The 24325-nt window shown below is 57.2% G+C and carries 23 protein-coding genes; 17 read left to right on the top strand and 6 right to left on the bottom strand.

Going from position 1 to position 24325, the window contains the following annotated elements; all coding sequences use genetic code 11:
- The first annotated feature begins 37 nt into the window (after nucleotides 1-37).
- The 3 genes from glnP (at nucleotide 38) to ybiO (ending at nucleotide 3726) form a co-directional block, all read left to right on the top strand.
- Entirely contained in the window at nucleotides 38-697 is a 660-nt protein-coding gene (gene glnP / locus PGS10_RS04215; RefSeq protein ID WP_045364618.1) for a glutamine ABC transporter permease GlnP, read from the top strand.
- On the top strand, nucleotides 694-1416 hold the full coding sequence (gene glnQ / locus PGS10_RS04210) for a glutamine ABC transporter ATP-binding protein GlnQ (RefSeq protein ID WP_045395036.1): 723 nt from the start codon (nucleotides 694-696) through the stop codon (nucleotides 1414-1416). The genes glnP and glnQ overlap by 4 nt, the downstream gene beginning before the upstream one ends.
- A gap of 111 nt (nucleotides 1417-1527) precedes the next feature.
- Nucleotides 1528-3726, top strand: coding sequence for a mechanosensitive channel protein (gene ybiO, locus PGS10_RS04205; protein ID WP_047078436.1), 2199 nt, complete (start codon nucleotides 1528-1530; stop codon nucleotides 3724-3726).
- Here ybiO and rlmF read toward each other — a convergent pair.
- On the bottom strand, nucleotides 3723-4637 hold the full coding sequence (gene rlmF / locus PGS10_RS04200) for a 23S rRNA (adenine(1618)-N(6))-methyltransferase RlmF (protein ID WP_015704819.1): 915 nt from the start codon (nucleotides 4635-4637) through the stop codon (nucleotides 3723-3725). The genes ybiO and rlmF overlap by 4 nt on opposite strands.
- A 97-nt stretch (nucleotides 4638-4734) precedes the next feature.
- On the opposite strand from rlmF, the gene PGS10_RS04195 reads away from it, so the two are divergent.
- Both PGS10_RS04195 and PGS10_RS04190 read left to right on the top strand, forming a co-directional pair.
- Nucleotides 4735-5349, top strand: coding sequence for a flavin reductase family protein (locus PGS10_RS04195; RefSeq protein ID WP_047078435.1), 615 nt, complete (start codon nucleotides 4735-4737; stop codon nucleotides 5347-5349).
- Nucleotides 5350-5507: 158 nt separating this feature from the next.
- Nucleotides 5508-5771, top strand: a complete 264-nt coding sequence (locus PGS10_RS04190; RefSeq protein WP_072251435.1) for a DUF1471 domain-containing protein — start codon at nucleotides 5508-5510, stop codon at nucleotides 5769-5771.
- Between the two features lie 112 nt (nucleotides 5772-5883).
- Here the strand turns inward: PGS10_RS04190 and PGS10_RS04185 are convergent, their stop codons facing one another.
- Nucleotides 5884-6057: a hypothetical protein gene (locus tag PGS10_RS04185; protein WP_155958909.1), complete on the bottom strand. Its 174-nt coding sequence runs from the start codon at nucleotides 6055-6057 to the stop codon at nucleotides 5884-5886.
- A 67-nt stretch (nucleotides 6058-6124) separates the two neighbouring features.
- Here PGS10_RS04185 and PGS10_RS04180 point away from each other — a divergent pair, with 67 nt between their 5' ends.
- From PGS10_RS04180 to ybiJ, 4 genes are all read left to right on the top strand, one after another.
- Entirely contained in the window at nucleotides 6125-8413 is a 2289-nt protein-coding gene (locus PGS10_RS04180; RefSeq protein WP_047049503.1) for a catecholate siderophore receptor Fiu, read from the top strand.
- A gap of 44 nt (nucleotides 8414-8457) precedes the next feature.
- Entirely contained in the window at nucleotides 8458-9135 is a 678-nt protein-coding gene (ybiX, locus tag PGS10_RS04175) for a PKHD-type hydroxylase YbiX (protein WP_047049122.1), read from the top strand.
- A gap of 79 nt (nucleotides 9136-9214) precedes the next feature.
- Nucleotides 9215-9481 carry a DksA/TraR family C4-type zinc finger protein gene (locus tag PGS10_RS04170; protein ID WP_047049124.1) on the top strand — a complete coding sequence of 89 codons (267 nt, stop codon included), beginning with the start codon at nucleotides 9215-9217 and terminating at the stop codon, nucleotides 9479-9481.
- A gap of 283 nt (nucleotides 9482-9764) precedes the next feature.
- On the top strand, nucleotides 9765-10025 hold the full coding sequence (gene ybiJ, locus PGS10_RS04165) for a DUF1471 family protein YbiJ (protein WP_047049127.1): 261 nt from the start codon (nucleotides 9765-9767) through the stop codon (nucleotides 10023-10025).
- Between the two features lie 102 nt (nucleotides 10026-10127).
- On the opposite strand, the gene ybiB is transcribed toward ybiJ, so the two are convergent.
- The 3 genes from ybiB to rhlE form a co-directional block, all read right to left on the bottom strand.
- Nucleotides 10128-11096 (bottom strand): DNA-binding protein YbiB, encoded by a 969-nt coding sequence (gene ybiB / locus PGS10_RS04160; protein WP_063414764.1) that lies wholly within the window; start codon nucleotides 11094-11096, stop codon nucleotides 10128-10130.
- A 42-nt stretch (nucleotides 11097-11138) separates the two neighbouring features.
- The gene (dinG, locus tag PGS10_RS04155) at nucleotides 11139-13283 is read right to left on the bottom strand and encodes an ATP-dependent DNA helicase DinG (protein WP_213797526.1); all 2145 of its coding nucleotides are present in this window, start codon (nucleotides 13281-13283) and stop codon (nucleotides 11139-11141) included.
- Nucleotides 13284-13480: 197 nt separating this feature from the next.
- On the bottom strand, nucleotides 13481-14836 hold the full coding sequence (gene rhlE, locus PGS10_RS04150; RefSeq protein ID WP_047049137.1) for an ATP-dependent RNA helicase RhlE: 1356 nt from the start codon (nucleotides 14834-14836) through the stop codon (nucleotides 13481-13483).
- 259 nt (nucleotides 14837-15095) lie between these two features.
- On the opposite strand from rhlE, the gene cecR reads away from it, so the two are divergent.
- From cecR to PGS10_RS04125, 5 genes are all read left to right on the top strand, one after another.
- Nucleotides 15096-15773, top strand: coding sequence for a transcriptional regulator CecR (gene cecR, locus PGS10_RS04145; RefSeq protein ID WP_045395044.1), 678 nt, complete (start codon nucleotides 15096-15098; stop codon nucleotides 15771-15773).
- Nucleotides 15770-16762, top strand: coding sequence for a secretion protein HlyD (gene hlyD, locus PGS10_RS04140; RefSeq protein WP_045395045.1), 993 nt, complete (start codon nucleotides 15770-15772; stop codon nucleotides 16760-16762). Before cecR ends, hlyD begins: the two co-directional genes overlap by 4 nt.
- A complete protein-coding gene (locus tag PGS10_RS04135; RefSeq protein WP_045395046.1) occupies nucleotides 16755-18494 on the top strand; it encodes an ATP-binding cassette domain-containing protein in 1740 nt (579 codons plus the stop codon). Before hlyD ends, PGS10_RS04135 begins: the two co-directional genes overlap by 8 nt.
- Nucleotides 18484-19617: an ABC transporter permease gene (locus PGS10_RS04130; protein WP_042895141.1), complete on the top strand. Its 1134-nt coding sequence runs from the start codon at nucleotides 18484-18486 to the stop codon at nucleotides 19615-19617. The genes PGS10_RS04135 and PGS10_RS04130 overlap by 11 nt, the downstream gene beginning before the upstream one ends.
- Nucleotides 19618-19706: 89 nt before the next feature.
- Nucleotides 19707-20813, top strand: a complete 1107-nt coding sequence (locus PGS10_RS04125) for an ABC transporter permease (protein ID WP_049059646.1) — start codon at nucleotides 19707-19709, stop codon at nucleotides 20811-20813.
- Here the strand turns inward: PGS10_RS04125 and PGS10_RS04120 are convergent.
- A complete protein-coding gene (locus PGS10_RS04120; protein ID WP_047049141.1) occupies nucleotides 20775-21185 on the bottom strand; it encodes a YbhQ family protein in 411 nt (136 codons plus the stop codon). The two genes, PGS10_RS04125 and PGS10_RS04120, sit on opposite strands and share 39 nt — an antisense overlap.
- 131 nt (nucleotides 21186-21316) lie before the next feature.
- On the opposite strand from PGS10_RS04120, the gene PGS10_RS04115 reads away from it, so the two are divergent.
- From PGS10_RS04115 to PGS10_RS04105, 3 genes are read left to right on the top strand one after another with little or no spacing between them, the layout of a single operon-like run.
- Entirely contained in the window at nucleotides 21317-22078 is a 762-nt protein-coding gene (locus PGS10_RS04115; RefSeq protein ID WP_047049144.1) for an endonuclease/exonuclease/phosphatase family protein, read from the top strand.
- Nucleotides 22075-23319, top strand: coding sequence for a cardiolipin synthase ClsB (gene clsB, locus PGS10_RS04110; RefSeq protein WP_015704806.1), 1245 nt, complete (start codon nucleotides 22075-22077; stop codon nucleotides 23317-23319). Before PGS10_RS04115 ends, clsB begins: the two co-directional genes overlap by 4 nt.
- Nucleotides 23316-24281 (top strand): lysylphosphatidylglycerol synthase domain-containing protein, encoded by a 966-nt coding sequence (locus PGS10_RS04105; RefSeq protein ID WP_316422472.1) that lies wholly within the window; start codon nucleotides 23316-23318, stop codon nucleotides 24279-24281. Before clsB ends, PGS10_RS04105 begins: the two co-directional genes overlap by 4 nt.
- The last annotated feature ends 44 nt before the right edge of the window (nucleotides 24282-24325 follow it).

Genomic DNA, 24325 nt, shown 5'->3' with positions numbered 1-24325 from the left:
TCTGCTTTCGACACGGTAACAGTAACAGGAACACATTATGCAGTTTGACTGGAGTGCCATCTGGCCCGCCATTCCTATTTTGCTGGAAGGCGCCAAAATGACGCTGTGGATTTCGGTCCTCGGCCTGGTTGGCGGCCTTATCATCGGTCTGGTGGCCGGTTTCGCCCGCTGTTTCGGCGGTTGGATAGCCAACCACGTCGCGCTGGTATTTATTGAAATCATCCGCGGCACGCCAATTGTGGTGCAGGTGATGTTCATCTACTTCGCGCTACCGATGGCGTTTAGCGACTTACGCATCGACCCATTCACCGCCGCGGTGGTGACCATCATGATCAACTCCGGCGCCTATATCGCGGAAATCACCCGCGGCGCGGTGCTGTCCATCCACAAAGGTTTCCGCGAAGCGGGTCTGGCGCTGGGGCTCTCCCGTCGCGAAACTATCCGCCACGTGATCCTACCGCTGGCGCTGCGTCGTATGTTGCCGCCGCTCGGTAACCAATGGATTATCAGTATCAAAGATACGTCGCTGTTCATCGTTATCGGCGTCGCCGAACTGACCCGTCAGGGCCAGGAAATTATTGCCGGCAACTTCCGCGCGCTGGAAATCTGGAGCGCCGTCGCCGTCATTTATCTGATCATCACCCTGGTGTTGAGCTTCATTCTGCGTCGTCTTGAAAGAAGGATGAAAATCCTGTGATTGAATTTAAAAACGTTTCCAAACACTTTGGCCCGACTAAAGTGCTGCACGATATCGATCTGAAGATCGACAAAGGTGAAGTGGTCGTGATCATCGGGCCGTCCGGATCCGGTAAATCCACGCTGCTGCGCTGCATCAACAAACTGGAAGAGATCACCAGCGGCGATCTTATCGTCGATGGCCTGAAGGTGAACGACCCGAAAGTTGACGAGCGCTTAATTCGCCAGGAAGCCGGAATGGTATTCCAGCAGTTCTATCTGTTCCCGCACCTGACGGCGCTGGAGAACGTGATGTTCGGCCCGCAGCGCGTGCGCGGCGCGTCGAAGGCGGCGGCGGAAACGCTGGCGAAAGAGCTGCTGGCGAAGGTGGGTCTCGCGGAACGCGCGCACCACTATCCATCCGAACTTTCCGGCGGTCAGCAGCAGCGCGTCGCCATTGCCCGCGCGCTGGCGGTGAAACCGAAAATGATGCTGTTTGATGAGCCGACGTCGGCGCTTGACCCGGAACTGCGCCATGAAGTGCTGAAAGTCATGCAGGACCTGGCCGAAGAAGGCATGACGATGGTCATCGTAACCCACGAAATCGGCTTTGCTGAAAAAGTGGCGTCGCGGCTGATCTTCATCGATAAAGGCCGCATCGCCGAAGACGGCGACCCGCAGGTTCTGGTTAAGAACCCGCCAAGCCCGCGTCTGCGCGAGTTTTTACAGCACGTAGCCTGATGCGCCCGGCTCTCCCCGGCAAGGGGAGAGCCGCTTTCCAGATTCATCCCAACGCTCCTCCTCGTCTGACCCCTTCTATACTTAGCAGTTTGAGATGCAATGGAGGCGCCCATGCCGTGGATCCTACTGTTGCTCGCTGCGCTGTGGATTTCTCCGCTGTCGGCGGCGTCATTGCCCGGCATACCGGCGGCGACAACCGACAAAAGCACAGCCAGCGAGCCTGACCTCGAACAGAAAAAAGCCGCCTGGGCGGCATTAGCTGACGTGCTGGATAATCCGCAGTCGCGGCAGGAGTTAATCGATGAGCTGCGTAAAGCCGCCGCCACCCAGCCGCCTGCCGCCGCCCCCACGCTGACCCCGCCAGAAGTTAAAGACGAGCAAACCGTTCTGGAAAGCGTGACGGAAGTAAGTCGTCAGTATAGCGAGCGCCTGTCGTCGCGGTTTTCTCAGCTATGGCGCAATATCACCGGCTCACCCCATAAGCCTTTCCATGCCGATGCGTTTCGCAATGCCGCTGGCGACTTCCTGCTGCTGGCCGGGCTGGTATTTGCCTTCTGGTGGTTAGTACGCCTGGCGGCGCTGCCGCTGTATCGCAAAATGGGCCATTGGGGAAGGCACAAAAACCGTGAGCGCAATAACTGGCTGCAGTTACCGGCCACCATTGCTGGCGCTTTCATCATCGACCTGCTGCTGCTGGCGCTAACGCTGTTTATCGGGCAGCTGTTAAGCGATCGTTTAAACGGCGGCAACCGAACCATTGCTTTTCAACAAAGCCTGTTTCTTAACGCCTTCGCGCTGATCGAGTTTTTTAAAGCCATCCTGCGAGTGATTTTTTGCCCGCGAATCGCCGATTTACGCCCCTTCAATATCAGCAACGAACACGCAACGTACTGGAACTTACGCCTCAGCGCCTTGAGTAGCCTGATTGGTTACGGGCTGATCGTAGCGGTGCCGATTATCTCCAATCAGGTTAACGTGCAGATTGGCGCGCTGGCCAACGTCATCATAATGTTGTGCATTACGGTGTGGGCGCTGTATCTGATTTTCCACAACAAAAGCGCCATCACTCAGGGGCTTATCCATCTTGCCGACCGCTCGCTGCCCTTCTTCAGCCTGTTTATTCGCGCTTTTGCGCTGGTCTGGCACTGGCTGGCCTGCGCTTACTTTATCGTGCTGTTCTTCTTTTCGCTCTTTGACCCCGGCAACAGCCTCAAATTTATGATGGGCGCGACGCTACGTAGCCTGGCTATTGTCGGCGCCGCGGCGCTGGTATCCGGTATTTTGTCACGCTGGATAGCTAAAACCATCACCCTGTCGCCAGAAACGCAACGCCACTACCCGGAGCTGCAAAAGCGGCTCAACGGCTGGATCTCCGCCTCGCTGAAAGCCGCGCGGATCCTGACGGTATGCGTGGCGGTGATGCTGTTGCTGAGCGCCTGGGGACTGTTTGATTTTCAGCAATGGCTACACAATGATGCCGGGCAAAAAACGGTGGATGTCCTGATTCGTATCGCGCTAATCCTGTTCTTCTCCGCCGTCGGCTGGACCCTACTGGCAAGCCTGATTGAGAATCGCCTGTCATCGGACATTCATGGACGCCCGCTGCCCAGCGCTCGCGCCAGAACGCTGCTGACGCTGTTTCGCAACGCGCTGGCGGTGGTCATTACCACCATAACGATAATGATCTTATTGTCGGAAGTCGGGGTGAACATCGCGCCGCTGCTGGCGGGCGCCGGGGCGTTAGGGTTGGCCATCTCTTTCGGCGCCCAAACGCTGGTCAAAGATATTATTACCGGCATCTTTATCCAGTTTGAGAACGGGATGAACACCGGCGATCTGGTGACCATCGGGCCATTAACCGGCACGGTGGAACGGATGTCGATCCGCTCGGTGGGCGTGCGCCAGGATACCGGGGCGTACCATATTATTCCCTGGTCTTCGATAACCACCTTCGCCAACTTTGTGCGCGGGATCGGTTCGGTGGTCGCCAACTATGATGTCGACAGGCAGGAGGACCTGGATAAAGCCAATCAGGCGCTGAAGGCGGCGGTAGACGATCTGATGGCGCAGGAGGAGATCCGCGGGCTGATTATTGGCGAACCGTCGTTCGCCGGGCTGGTAGGGCTGAGCAATACCGCGTTTACCTTACGCGTCAGCTTTACGACGCTGCCGCTGAAGCAGTGGACGGTACGCTTTGCCCTCGATACCCAGGTGAAGCAGCATTTCGACCGCGCCGGCGTGCGCGCGCCGGTACAAACCTGGCAGGTATTGCCGCCGCCGGGCAACGCAAACCCGGCGGCAGAGACTTAAAATGGACGGCGGCGCTTTGCGTCGTCCATAAAACTCCAGGCGATAAAGCGGCTCTGTTTCTGCCCCTGCGCCATCTCTTTTTTCACCACTTTCACCGCGCCGACTTCGGTCAGCAGGCGATACAGCGGCGGCAAATTATCGCCGCGGGAGACCAGCGAGGTAAACCATTTAACCTGGCGGCCGAACTGCTGGCTTTCGCGGATCATTTGCGAAATAAAGGCCACTTCGCCGCCTTCACACCATAGTTCCTGCTGCTGGCCGCCAAAGTTCAGTACGCTATCTTCCCCCAGCCCCAGATTACGGCGTTTACGCTCGCCGCCGGCACGCGCGCTGGCGGCGGAGTCGTGGAATGGCGGGTTGCAGAGGGTCGCATCATAGGTTTCATTCTTATGAATAATCCCGGTAAAGATTGCCTGACCCTCTTTCTGACGACGCAGACGAATTTGCCGCGTCAGTCCTGGGTTGCCGTTAATAATCGCCTGGGCGCTGGCAAAGGCTTGCGGATTCACTTCACTACCGGTGAAGCGCCAGCCGTATTCATGCGCGCCAATCAGCGGATAGATGCAGTTCGCGCCGGTACCGATATCGAGAATGGTGGCGTTTTTCGGGATCTCGCCGCTATCCTGCGCCAGCAGGTCGGCCAGATGGTGGATGTAGTCCGCGCGTCCCGGCACCGGCGGGCACAAGAAGCCGTCAGGAATATCCCAGTGTTTTACCGCGTAAAAGTGCGCCAGCAGCGCCTTATTCAGCGCCTTCACCGCCAATGGGTTAGCAAAATCAATGGTTTGTTCACCGGCCGGATTCAGGGTGATGTAGCTTTGTAGCTCGGGATGAGTCTGGCACAACGCTGGCAAATCATAGCGTTGGTGATGGCGGTTACGCGGGTGCAACCCCGGCTTTTCGGCTTTCATGGCAATCTCCTTTCAACAGCCGCGTAAGATACCCGTTGACGGCGGCGCGGTAAATAAGGGAGTCTGGATATCTTCTTATTTCGCTTTCTGGTGCTCTATGTACTTCTATCAACCTGCCGAAGGCCACGGCCTGCCGCACGACCCGCTGAATGCCATCGTCGGGCCGCGCCCCATCGGCTGGATCGCTTCGCTCGATAGCGCAGGGCAACGTAATCTCGCCCCCTACAGCTTCTTCAACTGCTTTAACTATCGACCGCCGATCATCGGTTTCGCCAGCGGCGGCTGGAAAGACAGCGTGCAGAACATTGTTGAAACAAAAGAGTTTGTCTGGAATCTGGCTACCCGGCCACTCGCCGAAGCGATGAATGAAACCTCCGCCTCTATTCCGCGTCATGAAGATGAATTCCTGCGCGCCGGATTAACCGCCGCGCCGAGCCGGATCGTCCGCGCCCCGCGCGTGGCGGAAAGCCCGGTCCACTTCGAATGCCGCCTGTCGCAGTGTATTCAGTTGACGCGCGCCAGCGGCGAAGCCATTGATAGCTGGCTGGTACTGGGAGAAGTGGTCGCCGTACATATTGATGAGTCGCTGCTGGAAGACGGGATCTATCAAACCGCGAAAGCGCAGCCGATTTTACGCGCCGGCGGGCCGACGGCCTACTACAGCATTGATGAAAGCCAGCGCTTCGATCTAACCCGTCCGGACGCTCGCTGACCGCGAATCCCGACGCGCCGTACCTCACCGCACCGGGTTCGCATCAACAGGTGCGGTGAGACAAAAAGCCATTGTTTGCCCGCCGGTTATACCCTGATTCTCTTCGCGAAACGGCCTATACTTGAGGTATGTCCCATGCTGTTAATGAGGATATACCCATGAAAACATCTCTGCTCTCGCTGCTCTTTATCGCGCTTGCCGCCCCCTCCTCCTATGCCCTGGCCGACACGCCTGAATCTGCGCTTACCCAGACCGGTCCGCTTCGCCCGTCCGGCACCGTATCCGCCTCCGGCGCCAGCACCCTTGACGATTTGCAGGCCCAGTTGGCGCAAAAAGCCCACCAGCAGGGCGCGCTCGCCTGGAGAATTAACGCCGCCGGCGGCGGTAATAAATTGGCGGGAAGCGCGATAATTTATAAATAGCGCGCTTGATGCACTAAGCCTGACGGGGCGAAAAACACCCACTTCGACCCGTGGAATATCATGCTTTCTGCCCTTTATGTATAAATAATGCAGCCCATGTAAACAAATGTATTTATTTTTTTATAAATGAGTGATAAAAATCCGCCGTTGTTTGATAATGGTTATCAAAATCATTATCAAACGCATTGCTATTGTTAAGAACACCTGCAGTGGTCGAAACGAGACAGACTCCGTTTACGGTCGCATCGGCAAAGCGCCCCACCCTGGCAGACGTTAATTGGCGCATCTCATTTCCGCCAATACAACGATGTTGGGAAACAGGGCCAAATTAAAACTATAAGTTGCTCATGGATATGGAAAAAAATAACAATCTCCCTTTTAGCAGTTTCCGTTCACTGACGATTTTCACCGGTTTATGCCTGAGCCTCTCCCCGACGGGTCAGGTACTGGCGGCAGACAGCAATGAACAGAAAGGCGGCGAAACCCTGGTCGTTGAAGCGCAAACGCCATCGCTGTATGCGCCAACGCATTCCGCTGACCCAAAATTCTCCCGCCCCATCGCCGACACCACCCGCACCGTCACGGTGGTATCAGAGCAGGTCATGAAGGACCAGGGCGTCACTAACCTGACCGATGCGTTGAAAAACGTGCCGGGCGTGGGCGCCTTCTTCGCCGGCGAAAACGGTAACTCCACCACCGGCGACACCATCTATATGCGCGGCGCCGATACCTCCAACAGTATCTATGTCGACGGCATTCGCGATATCGGCAGCGTCACTCGCGATACCTTTAATACCGAGCAGGTTGAAGTGATTAAAGGGCCATCGGGTTCCGACTACGGCCGCAGCGCGCCAACCGGATCGATCAACATGATCAGCAAACAGCCGCGTCTGGATTCCGGGATCGATGCTTCCGCCAGCGTCGGCAGCGCGTGGATGCGCCGCGGCACCCTCGATATCAATGAAGCCATTGGCGATACCAGCGCCGTGCGCCTGAACCTGATGGGAGAGAAAACCCACGATGCCGGCCGCGATAAAGTTAAAAATGAACGTTACGGCATCGCGCCATCCGTCGCCTTTGGTCTCGGCACTGAGAATCGCCTGTACCTGAACTATCTGCACGTCACCCAGCACAATACGCCGGACGGCGGTATTCCAACCATCGGCCTGCCGGGCTACTCGGCGCCAAACGCCGCCACCGATGCGCTGAACCACTCTGGTAAAGTCGCAACCAGCAACTTCTACGGTACGGACTCTGATTACGACGACTCGACCACCGATACCGTGACCATGCGTTTCGAACACGATATCAATGACAACACGACGATCCGCAACATCACGCGCTGGTCGCGGGTGAAACAGGATTACCTGATGACCGCGGTCATGGGCGGCGCGTCAAACATTACTCAACCGGATCCCAATAACGTCAATACCTGGACCTGGTCACGTCTGGCAAACACCAAAGACACCAGCAACAAGATCCTAACCAACCAGACCAATCTGACGAGCAAATTTTTCACCGGATCCGTCGGCCATGACGTCAGCGCCGGGGTAGAATTTACCCGCGAAACGCAGACTAACTACGGCGTCTATCCGATCACCCCGCCGGCGGTGAATATCTATCATCCGAATAGCGATATTTCGATCGGCGGCCTGAACCGCAGCGGCGCTAACGCCAACGGTCAGACCGATACCTTCGGCCTGTACGCTTTCGATACTCTGCAGATCACCCGCGATTTTGAGCTGAACGGCGGTATCCGCCTCGATACCTATCAAACCAAATACGATAGCGCCAGCCTGTGCGGCGGCAGCGGTCGTGGAGCCATCGCCTGCCCGACCGGCGTCGCTAAAGATACGCCGGTCACCACCGTGGACACCTCTACCAGCGGCAACCTGGTCAACTGGAAAGCCGGCGCGCTGTATCATCTGACTGATAACGGCAATGTGTACGTTAACTACGCAATCTCGCAACAACCGCCGGGCGGTAGCAACTTCACCCTCGCCCAAAGCGGCAGCGGCAATAGCGCCAACCGCACCGACTTCCAGCCGCAAAAAGCGAAGACCAGCGAACTGGGCACCAAGTGGGAACTGATGGATAAGCGCCTGCTGCTGACCGCGGCGCTGTTCCGCACCGATATAGAAAACGAGGTCGAACAAAACGACGACGGTACTTACTCGCAGTATGGTAAGAAGCGGGTCGAAGGCTATGAGATTTCACTGGCCGGTAATATTACCCCGGACTGGCAGGTTATTGGCGGTTACACCCAGCAGCATGCGACGATCCGTGAAGGCGCCGATGCCGCTCAGGATGGCACCAGCTCAATGCCGTATACGCCGGAACACGCCTTTACCGTCTGGAGCCAGTACCAGGCCACCGATGCCCTCTCCGTCGGCGCCGGCGCCCGCTACATTGGCAGCATGCACCGTGGCAAAGATGGCGCGGTTGGCACGCCGTCCTACACCGAAGGCTATTGGGTAGCGGATGCGAAAATGGGCTATCGGGTTAATCGCAATCTCGACCTGCAACTGAACGTGTATAACCTGTTTGATACCAATTACGTCGCGTCTATTAACAAGAGCGGCTATCGTTATCACCCGGGCGAGCCACGCACTTTCCTGTTAACTGCTAACGTGCATTTCTAATCGATGCGGGGCGGAAACGCCCCGTTTTCTCAGGAGCTTGAGCCATGATGTACCATATCCCCGCCGTCCTGACGCCTCAGGAAGTCGCCGAATTCGCCGCTCAGCTACAGCAGGCCGAGTGGGTTGACGGCCGCGTGACCACCGGCGCCCAGGGGGCGCAGGTAAAAAACAATCAGCAGGTCGATACGCGCAGCGCTTTATACGGCGAGCTACAGGCTAAGGTCCAGGCGGCGCTGAACCGCAGTTCGCTGTTCTTCGCCGCGGCGTTACCCAAAACGCTCTCCACCCCGCTGTTTAACCGCTACCAGCAGCAAGAAACCTACGGTTTTCACGTCGATGGCGCGGTACGCAGCCACGGTCAGGGCGGCTGGATGCGCACCGACCTCTCCGCCACCCTGTTCCTTAACGATCCGCAAAGCTACGACGGCGGCGAACTGGTGGTCAATGATACCTATGGCCAGCACAAGGTAAAATTGCCGGCCGGCGATCTGGTGCTCTATCCTTCAAGCAGCCTGCACTGCGTAACTCCAGTCACCTCCGGCGAACGCATCGCCTCTTTTCTATGGATCCAGTCGATGATCCGCGACGATAAGCGTCGCGCAATGCTGTTCGAGCTCGATGGTAATATTCAGAAGTTAAAGAGCCGCCACGGCGAGAGCGATGAGGTGCTGTCGCTTCTCAACCTGTACCACAACCTGCTGCGGGAATGGTCGGAAATCTAAGCAACCTAAACCTTGTCTGGTCATTTTTTGCCCCCATCTTTTCTATACTTTAAACAGATATTGAGATGAGGAGCACATCATGGCGTCAGGTTGGGCAAACGATGGGGCCGTACAGGATCAAATCGACAGCACGGTAAACGATGCCGTTGCCCGCGCCCGTAGCGAGCTGCCAAGCGGTGAGAGCAACAAATTTTGTGAAGAATGCGCAGAGCCGATTCCCGAGGCCCGGCGCAAGGCAATTCCCGGGGTCAGATACTGCGTGAAGTGCCAACAGGATAAAGATTTACATAACAATACATATTCAGGATATAATCGCCGTGGTTCCAAAGATAGCCAGCTACGCTGACCTTCCTTTACCGTTCATTACCGCCGATCGCGTTATCTTTTCGCGCACGTTTTTTGGCGAAAAAAGTGGCAAAATGTGCCTTTAGTTGCCATGGCAATTAGTTTACCCCTCGCCCGCGGCAATAGCGGAAAATAATTTATTAATATTCAATAAATTATTCATTATTCAAAAAATTCGATGAAGACTGTGAATTTCCTTCGATTTTATCTCGCGGCAAAAAACGTGATACTTATCACATCGACGGAACATCGTCCTCTACAGAACATAATGCGAGAAATTAATCATGAAAAATATCAAATACGCTGCCGCTGCTATCGCCCTTTCCGCTCTGTCCTTCGGCGCATTCGCCGCTCAGCCGGTAACCCCGTCACAGGCAGAAAGCATGAATAAAATCGGTGTTGTTTCCGCTGAAGGCGCAACGACGCTGGATGGTCTGGAAGCCAAACTGGCTGCTAAAGCAGATGCCGCTGGCGCAACCGGCTACAGCATCACCTCCGCTAACACCAACAACAAAGTTAGCGGTACCGCGGTTATCTACAAATAATCGCAGCAACACTCTGAAATGCCGCTGAATTAACCCTGAAAAGACCTTTTAAATACCCTTGTTTGCCCGTCCGAGCCACCGGACGGGCTTTTTTTTGTCCGTTTACCAGCGTTCGGCAACCTGCGCCAGACCATGGGCGAGCGAAGTCGCCTGACCGGTGGCGACCAGGCAGCAGGCGAGCTGAATTTTCAGCGACTGCGGAACCGGCTCGCTACCGCTCACGCAGCGCTCAATCCAGCGCGCGGTAACTTCGGGATCTTTAGATTCCGGCAGCGCCACCTTGTCCTGCTGGCTTTCATCGGCTCGCTCATGCAGCGCTCGCGTCCCCGCCGCATCAATGAGATTGATTTGCGGACAACGCTGCGGATTGGCGTAAACCTCACCTTCGGTACCGTGCATCAATAGCGCGCGTCCGCCGATTTCAGTAAAGAACTTCGCGACCTTATCGACGTATTCCGGATGCGAGACGCTCGACAGACGCAGCGCGGCATCTTCGGCAAATGGCGTCGCCAGCTTAGCCAGGGTATGTGCGCTGTTACGCACCCCCATCCGCCAGCGCAGCGCCAGCTGCTTTTCCAGCGGCGGACACAGTGCGCCAATCGGGATATAGACGGGTTCATGGCCGTCAAGACGCGCCTGAGCCTGCCCGGCATGGGTCGTCGCCGGGATCCCCATGAGCTCAAAGATGGTTTCCGTCAGGACGCGAGTAGGGTCATGGCTGACGCCGTGCACCACTACCGGAAAGCCCATTTTATGCAACAGCACCGCCAGCAGCGGCGTCAGGTTGGCCTGTTTGCGCGCGCCGTTATAGCTGGGAATGACGATAGGCATCGGTTTAGCAACCGGCGGCGTCAGGCGGATAGTCTGTAGCTGCATCGCCTCATAGAAGCCCTGCATTTCCGCTTCGCCTTCGCCCTTGATGCGCAGCGCGATGAGGATCGCCCCCAGCTCCAGTTCGCCGACTTCGCCGTTTAACATCCGCGTATACAGCGCGCGGGCCGTTTCCCGATCCAGATCGCGAGCGTGATTCTTTCCACGCCCGACTTCTTTGATGATTTTGGTGTAATCCATCGACTTGCTCCCTCCAGCGGTATGCTTTGCCGACCGGACCGCTTAGCGGCGTCGGCGACGCGTCTGTTTTGCTTTGCTTTTTACTATAACCTCGGGAACGCCCGGCTGCTCTATAGGAAATACCGGTAGCGCATTTAACAAGCGCGCGCCGTAGTTTTTGGTCAGCAGCCGCTTGTCGTAAATAACGACTTCGCCCCAGCACTGATGGCTACGGATCAGGCGCCCAACCTGCTGAATCAGGTTGAAAGAAGCGCTTGGCAGGCTTTGCACCTCAAAGGGATAGCGGTTCAGGCTTTTCAGCCACTCGCCTTCGGTAATCACCACCGGGCTGTCGATTGGCGGGAAGGCGATTTTATGGATATGGACCTGGCTTAGCAGCTCGCCTTTTAAATCCAGCCCTTCGGCGAAGGACTGCAGGCCGACCAGCACGCTGCGCTCGCCGCCTTCAATGCGCTTACGATGCAGCTCCACCAGCCGATAACGCGGTTGGTCGCCCTGAACCAGCAGCAGTAAGCGCAGATCGGTAACATGCTCAAGGAATCGCTGCATCGCCCGTCCGCTGGCAAACAGCACCAGCATCCCCGGATGCTTTTTGCTCTCGACCTGCTCGCGGAAAAAGGCCGCCATTTCGGCAATATGCTGCTCTTCGTTATCAATCGTCGGTTCATAGCGCATCTGGGGAATAATAATTTTCCCCTGCTCGACGTGATTAAACGGGGAATCCAGCGCCACAAAACGATCGCCAGCTTTCTCTTTCAGCCCGCTCATCTCCTGCAGACGCGAGAAGCTGTTCAACGAACGCAGGGTCGCCGAGGTAACGACAATATGCGGCACGCTGCGCCACAGCAGGCGTTCGAGCTGATCGCTGACGCGGATACCGACGCAGTGGAACCAGACATGTATCTGGCCGTCGCGGACATCGCGGGTCGCCCATTTGGTTACCGGCGCGCCGGAGGACTGCGCCAGCGACGCCAGCCGCCACAGCTTGCTCTGGCTTTCAAACATACCGAGCGCCCGGTTCATCTGCAGCAGAATACGATGCAAACGCACCACATCGTGGCTGCCGGTCTTTTCGCTGAGGTCGTTCAGGAACAGCTCCGCCAGCCCGCGTAGCATTTCGGTGAGCTTCGCCAGCCGCTGGCAAATTTCCATCACCTCCTGCGGTAGTTCGCCCATCGGGAAACGATGTTCCGCCTCCTGAGCTGCAGGCATATAGAGATTGAGAATATTGTTCAGCGAGGCGATAAGCTCATAGAGCTCTTCACAGTGTTCGTTGAGACGCTCGGGGTTAGCCAGCGGCGGCGTCGTCTTCGGACGAAACTGCTCCATGCAGGTCGCCACCAGTTTGCTGAACAGATCCAGCTGCAGCCGGTACCAGGGAGCGGTTATCTCAGCGCTCATCTCTAAGGCGTCGCGGGCGACATCCGGCAGATGATGGCCTTCGTCGAGCACCAGCAGCAGGTTTTTCGGCTCCGGCAGCACCGCTTCGCTCTCCATCGCCGCCATCACCAACGCATGGTTGGCCACCACCACTTCCGCCTCCTGAATTTCCCGTCGCGCGACGAAGAATGGGCATTCACGATAATAGTGGCAGTTACGGTTAAGACAGCTGGCTTTATCGGTGCTCAAACGCCCCCATAGGGCATCATCAATGGGCTTATCGGTATGGTCGCGCAGGCCATCCCATTTATAGCCGTCGAGATCGGTTTTCAGCGTCGCGCACAGCTTTTGTTCGGCCTGGTTTTTTGGCGTCAGATCGTCATCGAGGAACGCCAGCAGGTCCTGCTGCGTCGCCTCGGTGCTGGCCAGCGCCGTCAGATTACGCGGGCAAACGTAGCGCCCGCGGCCAAAGGCGGCGGTAAAGCGCAGGTCGGGAATGATCTTACGCAGCAGCGGCAGATCTTTACTGTAGATTTGATCCTGCAAAGCGACGTTGGCGGTGCTGACCACCAGCGTTTTTTGTTCTTCTCGAGCGATGGCGATCCCGGGGATAAGGTATGACAGCGTTTTACCGACGCCGGTCGGGGCTTCGATAGCCAGATGCCGCCCCTCTTCCCCCGCGAGCGTTTTCGCCACATCGGCAATCATCTGCCGCTGCGGGGCTCGGGGGATAAAGTCCGGGATCTGTTCCTGAAGCGCCTTATACCAGGCGGCGATTTGCGCTTTTAGCGCAGCGGTCAAAGCCATGAGAAAACCTGAATACTGTATAAACAGCCACTATTGTGCCATTTTTAGCGGCCCGGAGGTATTGCTTTCTACTGAGTGTGGAAGCGTGCTCGATAAAACGCGATGCAAAAAGCAAAAAGAACGGCCCGCCGCCGCGCAAGCGGACAGACGGGCCGTTTTGAGCCTGGACGCGCTGCCGCAGCCCAGGTATCAGCGTATTACTCGCCGGCAGGTTTACGCGGGCGACGACGGCGCGGCGGTTTACCGTCCTGGGCGCGCGCCTTCGGCGCTTCGCCATCCTGACGGCGCGGCGCAGCCTGCTGGCTACGACCCTGGTTTTGGCCCTGACCGCTGCGGCCCTGACCCTGACCCTGACCACGGCCACCGCCGCTACGCTGCTGACGGCCGTTTTGAATCGGCTCCGCTTTAATTGACGGATCCGGCTCGTAGCCGGCAATAGCAATCCGTGGGATCTCTTTTTTCAGCAAGCGTTCAATATCGCGCAGCAGCTTGTGCTCATCAACGCATACCAGCGACAGCGCTTCGCCGGTCGCCGCCGCGCGGCCGGTACGACCGATACGGTGGACATAATCTTCCGGCACGTTCGGCAGCTCGTAGTTCACCACGTGCGGCAGCTCTTCAATATCAAGGCCGCGGGCGGCGATATCGGTCGCTACCAGCACGCGAATGCCGCCGGATTTAAAGTCGGCCAGCGCGCGGGTACGCGCCCCCTGGCTCTTATTTCCGTGGATAGCGGCGCTGCGGATACCGTCTTTATTCAGTTGCTCGGCTAAATGGTTCGCGCCGTGCTTGGTACGAGTAAAGACCAGCACCTGCTGCCAGTTGCCTTCGCCGATCATCTGCGACAGCAGCTCGCGCTTGCGTTTCTTATCCACAAAGTGGACGTGTTGGGTGATCTGCTCGGAAGCGGTATTACGACGCGCCACTTCAACTTCCAGCGGGTTGTGCAGCAGCTTTTCCGCCAGCGCTTTGATCTCGTCGGAGAAGGTAGCGGAGAACAGCAGGTTTTGACGACGCGGCGGCAGTTTAGCCAGCACGCGGCGGATGTCGTGGATAAAGCCCATGTCCAGCATGCGGTCGGCTTCATCCAGAATCAGCACTTCAACTTTATCGAGGCTAACCGCATTCTGATGCTCGAGATCCAGCAGACGGCCCGGGGTGGCGACGAGGATATCTACGCCGCCGCGCAGTTTCATCATCTGCGGATTAATGCTTACGCCGCCGAAAACAACCAGCGAGCGGATATTCAGATACTTGCTGTAGTCGCGGACGTTCTCGCCCACCTGCGCCGCCAGCTCGCGGGTCGGCGTCAGGATCAGCGCGCGAACCGGGCGACGGCCCTTCGCGTGCGGCTCGTTCTGAATCAGACGTTGCAGCAGCGGCAGCGTAAAACCAGCGGTCTTACCGGTACCGGTCTGGGCGCTGGCCATCAGGTCGCGACCCTGCAGTACAGCCGGGATCGCCTGCTGCTGGATAGGGGTCGGCTCAACGTAGCCCTGCTCGGCGACGGCGCGCAGGATATCGGGATTCAGGCCAAGGGAATCAAAAGACATAACAACTCCGAACCGCCCCGGCCCGTTTAAGGGCGTAGTTTTCAGGGAGATTATTGCGATAGAGATGGCAAAAACCACAATGCCATGAAGGGGCGCAGTTTAGCAGATTTTGTGACGAACCGCATAAAATATCCCCGGAGGATTTAGCGGCAAAATAATGCTCGCCCGCGCGGCGTTATCTTCAGTATTCATCATTCTGGACAGATATGCGAATCGCCTCTATTCTTAATCAATCGATTGATTAATTTTTTAGAGTGCGATGAACAGTACTTCCGTCACCAGTAAAGGCGAACAAGCCAAAAGCCAACTTATCGCCGCCGCCATCGCGCAATTCGGCGAGTATGGCCTCCATGCGACGACCCGCGATATCGCCGCGCAGGCCGGGCAAAATATCGCTGCTATCACCTATTATTTCGGTTCGAAAGACGACCTGTATCTCGCCTGCGCGCAGTGGATCGCCGACTGTATCGGCGAGAATTTCCGCCCGCATGCCGAAGCGGCCGAAGCCCTGCTCGCCCAGACGCCCCCCGACAAACCGGCGCTGCGGGAATTGATTCTGCGCAGCTGCCGCGATATGAGTCTGCTGCTGACCCAGGACGACACGGTCAACCTCAGCAAATTTATCTCTCGCGAGCAGCTCTCCCCTACGGCGGCTTACCAGCTTATCCACCAGCAGGTTATCGCCCCGCTACATAGCTATTTGACGCGGCTTATCGCCGCCTGGACCGGGCGCGATGCCAACGATACGCAAATGATTCTGCACACCCACGCCCTGCTTGGCGAGGTGCTGGCCTTCCGCCTCGGGCGGGAAACCATTTTACTGCGTACCGGCTGGGCGCAGTTCGATCAACAAAAGGCTGAACAAATTTTTCAGGTGATTACCTGTCATATCGATTTCATTCTGCAAGGGTTAGCGCAAAGGAGCCTGGGATCATGAAAAAACCCGTCGTCGTTCTACTGGTCGTCATCGTGCTCGCCGCGATCGGCGGCGCCTGGTGGTGGTATCAAAGCAGCCAGGCGAAAGATCTCACTCTCTATGGCAATGTCGATATTCGCACTGTGAATATGAGCTTCCGCGTCGGCGGACGGCTGGCAACCCTGAACGTCGATGAAGGCGATGAAATTCGCCGCGGGCAAACCCTCGGCGAACTTGACCGCGCGCCGTATGAGAACGCGCTGCAGCAGGCGCAGGCCAACGTCTCCACCGCCCAGGCGCAGTACGATTTGATGATGGCGGGCTACCGTGCCGAAGAGATTGCGCAGGCGGCGGCCGCGGTTAATCAGGCGCAGGCCGCCTGGGTCTATGCGCAGAATTTTTATCAACGTCAGCTCGGCCTGCGCGCCAGCAGCGCGATTTCAGCCAACGACCTCGAAAACGCCCGTTCTTCACGCGATCAGGCGCAGGCGACCCTAAAATCGGCGCAGGACAAACTGCGTCAATATCGCGCCGGTAACCGCCCGCAGGAAATTGCCCAGGCCAAAGCCAGCCTTGAACAGGCGCAGGCGGCCCTGGCGCAGGCCAAACTGGACCTGCACGATACCGTACTGACCGCGCCATCCGACGGTACCCTGATGACCCGAGCCGTAGAGCCCGGCACCATGTTGAACGCCGGCGGCACGGTGTTGACGCTATCGTTAACCCATCCGGTTTGGGTACGCGCCTACGTTGACGAGAAAAACCTTGGCCAGGCGCAGCCGGGGCGCGAAGTACTGCTGTATACCGATAGCCGGCCGAACAAGCCCTATCATGGTAAAATCGGCTTTGTCTCCCCCAGCGCCGAATTCACGCCGAAGACCGTGGAAACACCGGATTTGCGTACCGATCTCGTCTACCGCCTGCGCATCGTGGTGAACGACGCCGACGGCGCGCTGCGTCAGGGCATGCCGGTCACCGTCTCCTTCAGCAACGGAAACGGGCATGAGTAAGGACGCGATAACTTTAACCGGACTGACACGCGGTTTTCCCGGTATGGACCGACCCGCGGTCGCGCCGCTGAACTGTACGATTCACTCAGGCTACGTCACAGGGCTCGTCGGCCCCGATGGCGCGGGTAAAACCACCCTGATGCGAATGCTGGCCGGTTTACTTAAGCCTGATGAGGGCAGCGCCAGCGTTATCGGCTTCGATCCGCTCAAGGACGACAGCGCGCTGCACGCGGCGCTCGGCTATATGCCGCAGAAATTCGGCCTGTATGAAGATCTGACGGTGATGGAAAACCTGAACCTGTACGCCGATCTGCGCAGCGTCACCGGCGAGGCGCGGAAGAAAATATTCGAGCGCCTGCTGGAATTCACTTCTCTTGGCCCTTTCACCGGGCGATTAGCCGGCAAACTCTCCGGCGGCATGAAGCAAAAACTGGGGCTCGCCTGTACGCTGGTAGGCGATCCGAAAGTGCTACTGTTAGATGAGCCCGGCGTCGGAGTCGATCCTATCTCGCGCCGCGAGCTGTGGCAGATGGTCCACGAACTGGCCGGCGACGGCATGCTTATTTTGTGGAGCACCTCTTATCTCGATGAAGCCGAGCAGTGCCGCGATGTGCTGCTGATGAACGAAGGTAAATTGCTTTACCAGGGCGAACCGAAGGCGCTGACGCAAACCATGGCCGGGCGCAGCTTTCTGGTCTCCAGCCCGCAGGAAAACAACCGCCGTCTGCTGCAGCGAGCGCTGAAACTCCCGCAAATTAGCGATGGCGTGATTCAGGGCAAATCGGTGCGTTTGATTCTGAAAAAGGAAGCCCGCATTGATGAAGTTCAGCAACATAACGACATGCCGCCGCTACAGGTGGCCGAAACCGCGCCGCGTTTTGAAGACGCCTTTATCGACCTGTTAGGCGGCGCCGGAACCGCCGAGTCGCCGCTGGGAGAGATTATTCATCACGTGGACGGCAGCAAAGACGAAACGGTCATTGAAGCACGGTCGTTAACGAAAAAGTTTGGTGATTTCGCCGCCACCGATCACGTCGATTTCCAGGTTAAGCGCGGTGAGATTTTCGGCCTGCTCGGGCCCAACGGCGCCGGTAAATCCACGACCTTCAAAATGATGTGCGGCCTGCTGGTGCCGACCGACGGAAAAGCGCTGGTGCTGGGGATGGATCTCAAGGTTAGCTCCGGTAAAGCGCGCCAGCATCTGGGCTACATGGCGCAAAAATTCTCGCTGTATGGCAACCTCAGCGTCGAGCAGAACCTGCGTTTTTTCTCCGGCGTTTACGGCCTACGCGGCCGGGCGCAAAATGAAAAAATCGCGCGCATGAGCGATGCCTTCGGCCTGAAAAGTATCGCCAGCCACGCCGCCGATGAGCTACCGCTCGGCTACAAGCAGCGGCTGGCGCTGGCCTGCTCGCTAATGCATGAACCCGACATCCTGTTTCTCGATGAACCCACCTCCGGCGTCGACCCGCTTACTCGCCGCGAATTCTGGCTGCATATCAACAGCATGGTCGATAAAGGGGTTACGGTGATGGTGACTACCCACTTTATGGATGAGGCGGAATACTGCGACCGCATCGGGCTGGTCTACCACGGTAAGCTTATCGCCAGCGGCACGCCGGACGCGCTGAAGGCGCAGGCGGCGAATGACAGTCAGGCGGATCCCACCATGGAACAGGCGTTTATTACCCTGATTAACCAATGGGACAAGGAAAACGGTCATGAGCAATAGCATTCTCTCCTGGCGACGGGTTCGCGCGCTGTGCGTCAAAGAGACCCGGCAGATCGTCCGCGATCCCAGCAGTTGGCTGATTGCGGTGGTGATCCCGCTACTCCTGCTGTTTATCTTCGGCTACGGCATTAACCTCGACTCCAGTAAACTGCGGGTCGGCGTATTGCTGGAACAGCAGAGCGAAGAGGCGCTGGACTTTGTCCATACCATGACCGGCTCGCCCTACATCGACGCCACCGTCAGCGATAATCGCCAGCAGTTGATTGAGCTGATGCAGGCCGGGCGCATTCGCGCGATGGTCGTCATTCCCGTCGATTTTGACCGTCAGATGGCCCGCGCCGGCGCCAATGCGCCGATTCAGTTGATTACCGACGGCAGCGAGCCTAACACCGCTAACTTCGCGCAGGGCTACGTCGAAGGTATCTGGCAGATCTGGCAACAGCAGCGGGCGGAAGACCGCGGTGAAACCTTTGAACCGCTTATTGACGTGCAGATGCGCTACTGGTTTAACCCAGCGGCCATCAGTCAGCACTTTATTATCCCCGGCGCAATTACCATCATCATGACCGTGGTCGGCGCGATATTGACCTCGCTGGTGGTAGCGCGCGAATGGGAACGCGGCACCATGGAAGCGCTGCTATCCACCGAAATCACCCGCGCCGAACTGCTGCTGTGCAAGATAATTCCCTACTATTTCCTTGGCATGCTGGCGATGTTGCTGTGTATGCTGGTATCGGTATTTATTCTCGGCGTGCCCTATCGCGGCTCGCTGCTAATTTTGTTTGTCATCACCAGCCTGTTTTTGCTCAGTACGCTGGGAATGGGGCTACTGATCTCGACCATTACCCGCAACCAATTTAACGCCGCGCAGGTCGCGTTGAACGCCGCTTTTTTACCGTCGATTATGTTGTCGGGGTTTATTTTCCAGATAGACAGTATGCCGGCGGTGATCCGCGCGGTGACCTACGTGATCCCGGCGCGTTATTTCGTTAACACCCTGCAAAGCCTGTTTCTGGCGGGCAATATTCCCGTGGTGCTGCTGGTGAACGTGCTGTTTTTGATTGCTTCGGCGGTGATGTTTATCGGCCTGACGTGGCTTAAAACCAAACGGCGTCTGGATTAACCCTGGCGCTCGAATTTTGCCCGGTGGCGCTACGCTTAACGGGCCTACGATAGGTTTCGGTCGCCCGGGTCCGACATGAGGAAGGTTCTATGTTTCATCGTTTATGGACATTAATCCGCAAAGAGCTGCAGTCGCTGCTGCGCGAACCGCAAACGCGGATGATTTTAATCATGCCGGTGCTGATTCAGGTACTGCTGTTTCCCTTTGCTGCCACGCTTGAGGTGACCAACGCTACCATCGCTATCTATAACGAAGATAGCGGCCGCCACGCGGTGGAGCTCACCCAGCGCTTTGCCCGCGCAAAGGCCTTTACCCACGTCCTGCTGCTGAAAAGCCCGCAGGAGATCCAGCCGACCATCGATGAACAAAAAGCCCTGCTCGTGGTGCGCTTCCCGGCGGATTTCTCGCGTAATCTCGACAACTATCAAACCGCCCCGCTACAGCTACTGCTCGACGGGCGTAACTCCAACAGCGCGCAAATCGCCGCTAACTATCTACAGCAGATTGTTAAAAACTATCAGCAGGATCTGCTGCAGGACAAAGCGAAACCGAACAACAGCGAACTGGTGGTGCGCAACTGGTACAACCCGAATCTCGACTATAAATGGTTCGTGGTGCCGTCGCTTATCGCCATGATCACCACCATCGGGGTGATGATCGTCACCTCGCTGTCGGTGGCTCGCGAGCGCGAACAGGGCACCCTCGATCAGCTGCTGGTTTCACCGCTCGCCACCTGGCAAATATTCGTTGGCAAAGCGGTACCGGCGCTGATAGTCGCCACGATGCAGGCGACTATCGTGCTGGCAATCGGCATCTGGGCCTATCAGATCCCATTTGCCGGCTCGCTGCTGCTGTTCTATTTCACCATGCTGATTTACGGACTCTCTCTGGTGGGCTTTGGCTTATTGATTTCTTCGCTGTGTTCAACCCAGCAGCAGGCATTTATCGGCGTGTTCGTCTTTATGATGCCGGCGATTCTGCTTTCCGGCTACGTTTCACCGGTAGAAAACATGCCGCAGTGGCTGCAGGACATCACCTGGATCAACCCTATCCGGCACTTTACCGATATCACCAAACAAATTTATCTGAAGGATGCGAGTCTGAAGATTGTGTGGGGAAGTTTGTGGCCGCTATTAGTCATAGCGGCCACTACCGGCTCAGCGGCGTATGCGATGTTCCGAAGAAAGATTGCCTAGTTTTTTATCTTTCGCCAGCAGCGATACCACCGCCGGGCCTGCCAGTATGACCAGCCCGGCGAGGGCCAGCAGCAGGTTGTTGTGCAGCACGCGCGACAACAACCAGAGCACTATCATGGCGGCGCCGAAGTACCAGGTTGTGGTGAGCTCCTCAAGGAAGTCCCCCACATCGCGCCAGCGTGCTTCATGGTGACGCTGTAAAAACAGCATCGCCAGCAGCGTGACGCCGTACAGTACGCACAGCCCTAATCCGACGCGCACCAGCGCGCCGCTCATCCAACCCATCACCAGTACTGCCACGACCAGTAGATGCAACATAATCTGCCAGCAACTAAGACCTGTTGCGACGCGTACACGTTGTTGCCACTTCATGGCTTCTCTCCTGAAGGATTTTTCTCTGCTACTCAGAGTACCGCACTTTACGGAAAATTCCGTATCACCGCATCTTTTTGTGACGTCTACTACACTATTTTATTCAGGAAAGTGACATTAACTGGAGAATTATGGCTGAGCCAACGTCGCGAATTTCGGTGAACGTGCTGACAATTAACACTCATAAAGGCTTTACGGCGTTTAATCGGCGTTTTATTTTGCCCGAACTGCGCGAGGCCGTTCGCAGCGTCAGCGCCGACATAGTTTGCCTACAGGAAGTGATGGGCGCGCACGAAGTGCACCCTTTGCATATCGAAAACTGGCCTGACACCACCCATTACGAGTTTCTTGCCGACACCATGTGGAGCGATTACGCCTACGGGCGCAACGCGGTCTACCCCGAAGGCCATCACGGCAATGCGGTACTGTCGCGCTTTCCCATTGAATACTATGAAAATCGCGATATCTCAGTCGGCAATGGCGAAAAACGCGGCCTGCTTTACTGTCGCATCGTACCTCCGCGCAGCGGCGTGACGATCCACGTCATCTGCGTGCATCTCGGTCTTCGCGCGCACCAGCGGCAGGCACAGCTAACGATGCTGGCGGAGTGGGTCAATACGCTACCGGCAGACGATCCGGTGGTAGTAGCTGGTGATTTCAACGACTGGCGCCAGCAGGCTAATCAGCCCTTAAAAGCGCAGGCGGGGCTTGAAGAGATTTTTACTCGCGCCCGCGGGCGGCCGGTGCGCACCTTTCCGGTCGCTTTTCCGCTGCTGCGCCTCGATCGTATTTACGTTAAGAATGCTCATGCCAGCCATCCGAAGGCGCTGGCTCTTAAACACTGGCGGCATCTGTCCGATCATGCGCCCCTGAGCGTGGAGATACATCTGTGAAATGTCGCTGGCAGGAAGGCAATCGTATTACCCTACTGGAGAATGGCGACCAGTATTATCCGGCGTTATTCGCCGCCATTGGCCGCGCGCAGCGCAAGGTGATCCTCGAATCCTTTATCTGGTTTGAAGATGAGGTGGGCTGGCGCCTGCATGCGGTGCTGCTGAAAGCCGCCCGCCGCGGTATTCAGGTGGAAGTGCTGCTCGACGGCTACGGCTCGCCTGATCTCAGCGATGAGTTTGTTGGCGAACTCACCGCCGCTGGCGTGGTCTTCCGCTACTACGATCCGCGCCCCCGGCTAATGGGTATGCGTACCAATTTATTCCGCCGCATGCATCGAAAAATCGTGGTGATTGACGACACAACGGCGTTTGTCGGCGGCATCAACTACTCTGCCGAGCACATGAGCGATTACGGTCCGGAGGCGAAACAAGATTATGCCGTGCAGGTTGAGGGGCCGGTGGTGCTCGATATTCTACAATTCGAGCTGGAGAACCTGCCCACCAGCGAGGCAGCCCGCCGCTGGTGGCGTCGCCGTCGCCATCAGCCGGAAATTAACCAAACCCCTGGCGAAGCGCAGGCGCTATTTATCTGGCGCGATAATCACGAACATCGTGACGATATTGAACGTCACTATCTGAAGATGCTGACCAGCGCCCGCCGCGAGGTCATCATCGCCAACGCCTATTTCTTTCCCGGCTACCGTCTGCTGCACGCCATGCGCAATGCCGCCCGGCGCGGCGTACGGGTCAAGCTGATTGTCCAGGGCGAGCCGGATATTCCGATTGTTAAGTTTGGCGCCCATCTGCTGTACCACTACCTGATTAAAGGCGGCGTTCAGGTGTATGAATACCGCCGCCGTCCGCTGCATGGCAAGGTAGCGCTGGCGGACGACCACTGGGCCACCGTCGGTTCCAGTAACCTCGACCCGCTGAGCCTGTCGTTGAATCTGGAGGCCAACCTGATTATCCACGACCGCGAGTTCAACCAGACCCTGCGCGATAACCTCAACGGCCTTATCGCCAGAGATTGCCAGCAGATAGATAAGTCTATGCTGCCAAAACGCAACTGGTGGCGGCTCGGCGTCAGCGTGCTGGCCTTCCACTTTCTGCGCCACTTCCCCGCCTGGGTCGGTTGGCTGCCGGCGCATACCCCGCAGTTGGCCAGGGTCAGCCCGCCGGTGCAGCCGGAAATCGAAACCCAGGACCGGGTAGAAACGCAAACCAGAGACAATCCGCTATGAGCAAATCGCATCCCCGCTGGCGGATGGTGAAAAGAGTGCTGACCGTGCTCTTTTTTATCGCCGTTATCGTATTGCTGGTGATTTACGCGCAAAAGGTCGACTGGCAGGATGTATGGAAGGTTATCCGCGGCTACGATCGTCTGGCGCTATTTAGCGCCGTTGGGTTGGTTATCGTCAGCTACCTGATTTATGGCTGCTACGATCTGCTCGGGCGAGCCTGGTGCGGCCATAAGCTGGCAAAAAAACAGGTGATGCTGGTGTCGTTTATCTGCTACGCCTTTAACCTGACGCTGAGTACCTGGGTCGGCGGGATCGGAATGCGCTATCGGCTATACTCGCGGCTGGGGCTGAACGGCAGCACCATTACCCGTATTTTCTCGCTTAGCATTACCACTAACTGGCTGGGCTATATTCTGCTGGGCGGCGTCATATTCACCGCGAATCTGGTGACGCTGCCGCCGCACTGGTACATCAGTCAAACTACGCTACGTATTATTGGCAGCTTTCTGCTGCTTTTTACCCTGCTCTATCTTTTCGCTTGCGCCTTCGCTAAACGCCGCCACATGACGATTAAGGGGCAGCGGCTGGTGCTGCCCTCTTTTCGTTTCGCTCTACTACAGATAGGGATTTCGGCGGCGAACTGGATGGTGATGGGGGCGATTATCTGGCTGCTCCTGGGCAGCGAGATTAACTATTTTCTGGTGCTGGGCGTGTTGCTGGTGAGCAGTATCGCCGGTGTTATCGTTCATATTCCCGCCGGAATTGGCGTGCTGGAGGCGGTGTTTATCGCCATGCTCTCCGGCGAGTCGATTTCGAAGGGGGCGATAATCGCCGCTCTGCTGGCGTGGCGCGCGCTGTACTATTTTCTGCCGTTGCTGCTGGCGACCGTCGCCTATCTGGTGCTGGAGAGTCGGGCGAAAAAGCTGCGGCAGAAGAACGAACGCAAGCTGGCCCGCGGATGAAACGGCCCGGTTGCGCTCACCGGGCGACATTTTTGCGGATTGCC

This window comes from Klebsiella sp. 141153, from assembly GCF_032601995.1.
In the GTDB taxonomy this organism is placed as follows: Bacteria; Pseudomonadota; Gammaproteobacteria; order Enterobacterales; family Enterobacteriaceae; genus Klebsiella; species Klebsiella aerogenes.
This window is presented reverse-complemented; position numbering and strand designations above follow the sequence as displayed.

Bases quoted from the DNA above. Each gene is read 5' to 3' on its own strand.
- glnP (WP_045364618.1), top strand. From the start codon at position 38: ATGCAGTTTGACTGGAGTGCCATCTGGCCCGCCATTCCTATTTTGCTG.
- ybiO (WP_047078436.1), top strand. From the start codon at position 1,528: ATGCCGTGGATCCTACTGTTGCTCGCTGCGCTGTGGATTTCTCCGCTG.
- rlmF (WP_015704819.1), bottom strand. From the start codon at position 4,637: ATGAAAGCCGAAAAGCCGGGGTTGCACCCGCGTAACCGCCATCACCAA.
- PGS10_RS04195 (WP_047078435.1), top strand. From the start codon at position 4,735: ATGTACTTCTATCAACCTGCCGAAGGCCACGGCCTGCCGCACGACCCG.
- PGS10_RS04190 (WP_072251435.1), top strand. From the start codon at position 5,508: ATGAAAACATCTCTGCTCTCGCTGCTCTTTATCGCGCTTGCCGCCCCC.
- PGS10_RS04185 (WP_155958909.1), bottom strand. From the start codon at position 6,057: ATGCGCCAATTAACGTCTGCCAGGGTGGGGCGCTTTGCCGATGCGACC.
- PGS10_RS04180 (WP_047049503.1), top strand. From the start codon at position 6,125: ATGGAAAAAAATAACAATCTCCCTTTTAGCAGTTTCCGTTCACTGACG.
- ybiX (WP_047049122.1), top strand. From the start codon at position 8,458: ATGATGTACCATATCCCCGCCGTCCTGACGCCTCAGGAAGTCGCCGAA.
- PGS10_RS04170 (WP_047049124.1), top strand. From the start codon at position 9,215: ATGGCGTCAGGTTGGGCAAACGATGGGGCCGTACAGGATCAAATCGAC.
- ybiJ (WP_047049127.1), top strand. From the start codon at position 9,765: ATGAAAAATATCAAATACGCTGCCGCTGCTATCGCCCTTTCCGCTCTG.
- ybiB (WP_063414764.1), bottom strand. From the start codon at position 11,096: ATGGATTACACCAAAATCATCAAAGAAGTCGGGCGTGGAAAGAATCAC.
- dinG (WP_213797526.1), bottom strand. From the start codon at position 13,283: ATGGCTTTGACCGCTGCGCTAAAAGCGCAAATCGCCGCCTGGTATAAG.
- rhlE (WP_047049137.1), bottom strand. From the start codon at position 14,836: ATGTCTTTTGATTCCCTTGGCCTGAATCCCGATATCCTGCGCGCCGTC.
- cecR (WP_045395044.1), top strand. From the start codon at position 15,096: ATGAACAGTACTTCCGTCACCAGTAAAGGCGAACAAGCCAAAAGCCAA.
- hlyD (WP_045395045.1), top strand. From the start codon at position 15,770: ATGAAAAAACCCGTCGTCGTTCTACTGGTCGTCATCGTGCTCGCCGCG.
- PGS10_RS04135 (WP_045395046.1), top strand. From the start codon at position 16,755: ATGAGTAAGGACGCGATAACTTTAACCGGACTGACACGCGGTTTTCCC.
- PGS10_RS04130 (WP_042895141.1), top strand. From the start codon at position 18,484: ATGAGCAATAGCATTCTCTCCTGGCGACGGGTTCGCGCGCTGTGCGTC.
- PGS10_RS04125 (WP_049059646.1), top strand. From the start codon at position 19,707: ATGTTTCATCGTTTATGGACATTAATCCGCAAAGAGCTGCAGTCGCTG.
- PGS10_RS04120 (WP_047049141.1), bottom strand. From the start codon at position 21,185: ATGAAGTGGCAACAACGTGTACGCGTCGCAACAGGTCTTAGTTGCTGG.
- PGS10_RS04115 (WP_047049144.1), top strand. From the start codon at position 21,317: ATGGCTGAGCCAACGTCGCGAATTTCGGTGAACGTGCTGACAATTAAC.
- PGS10_RS04105 (WP_316422472.1), top strand. From the start codon at position 23,316: ATGAGCAAATCGCATCCCCGCTGGCGGATGGTGAAAAGAGTGCTGACC.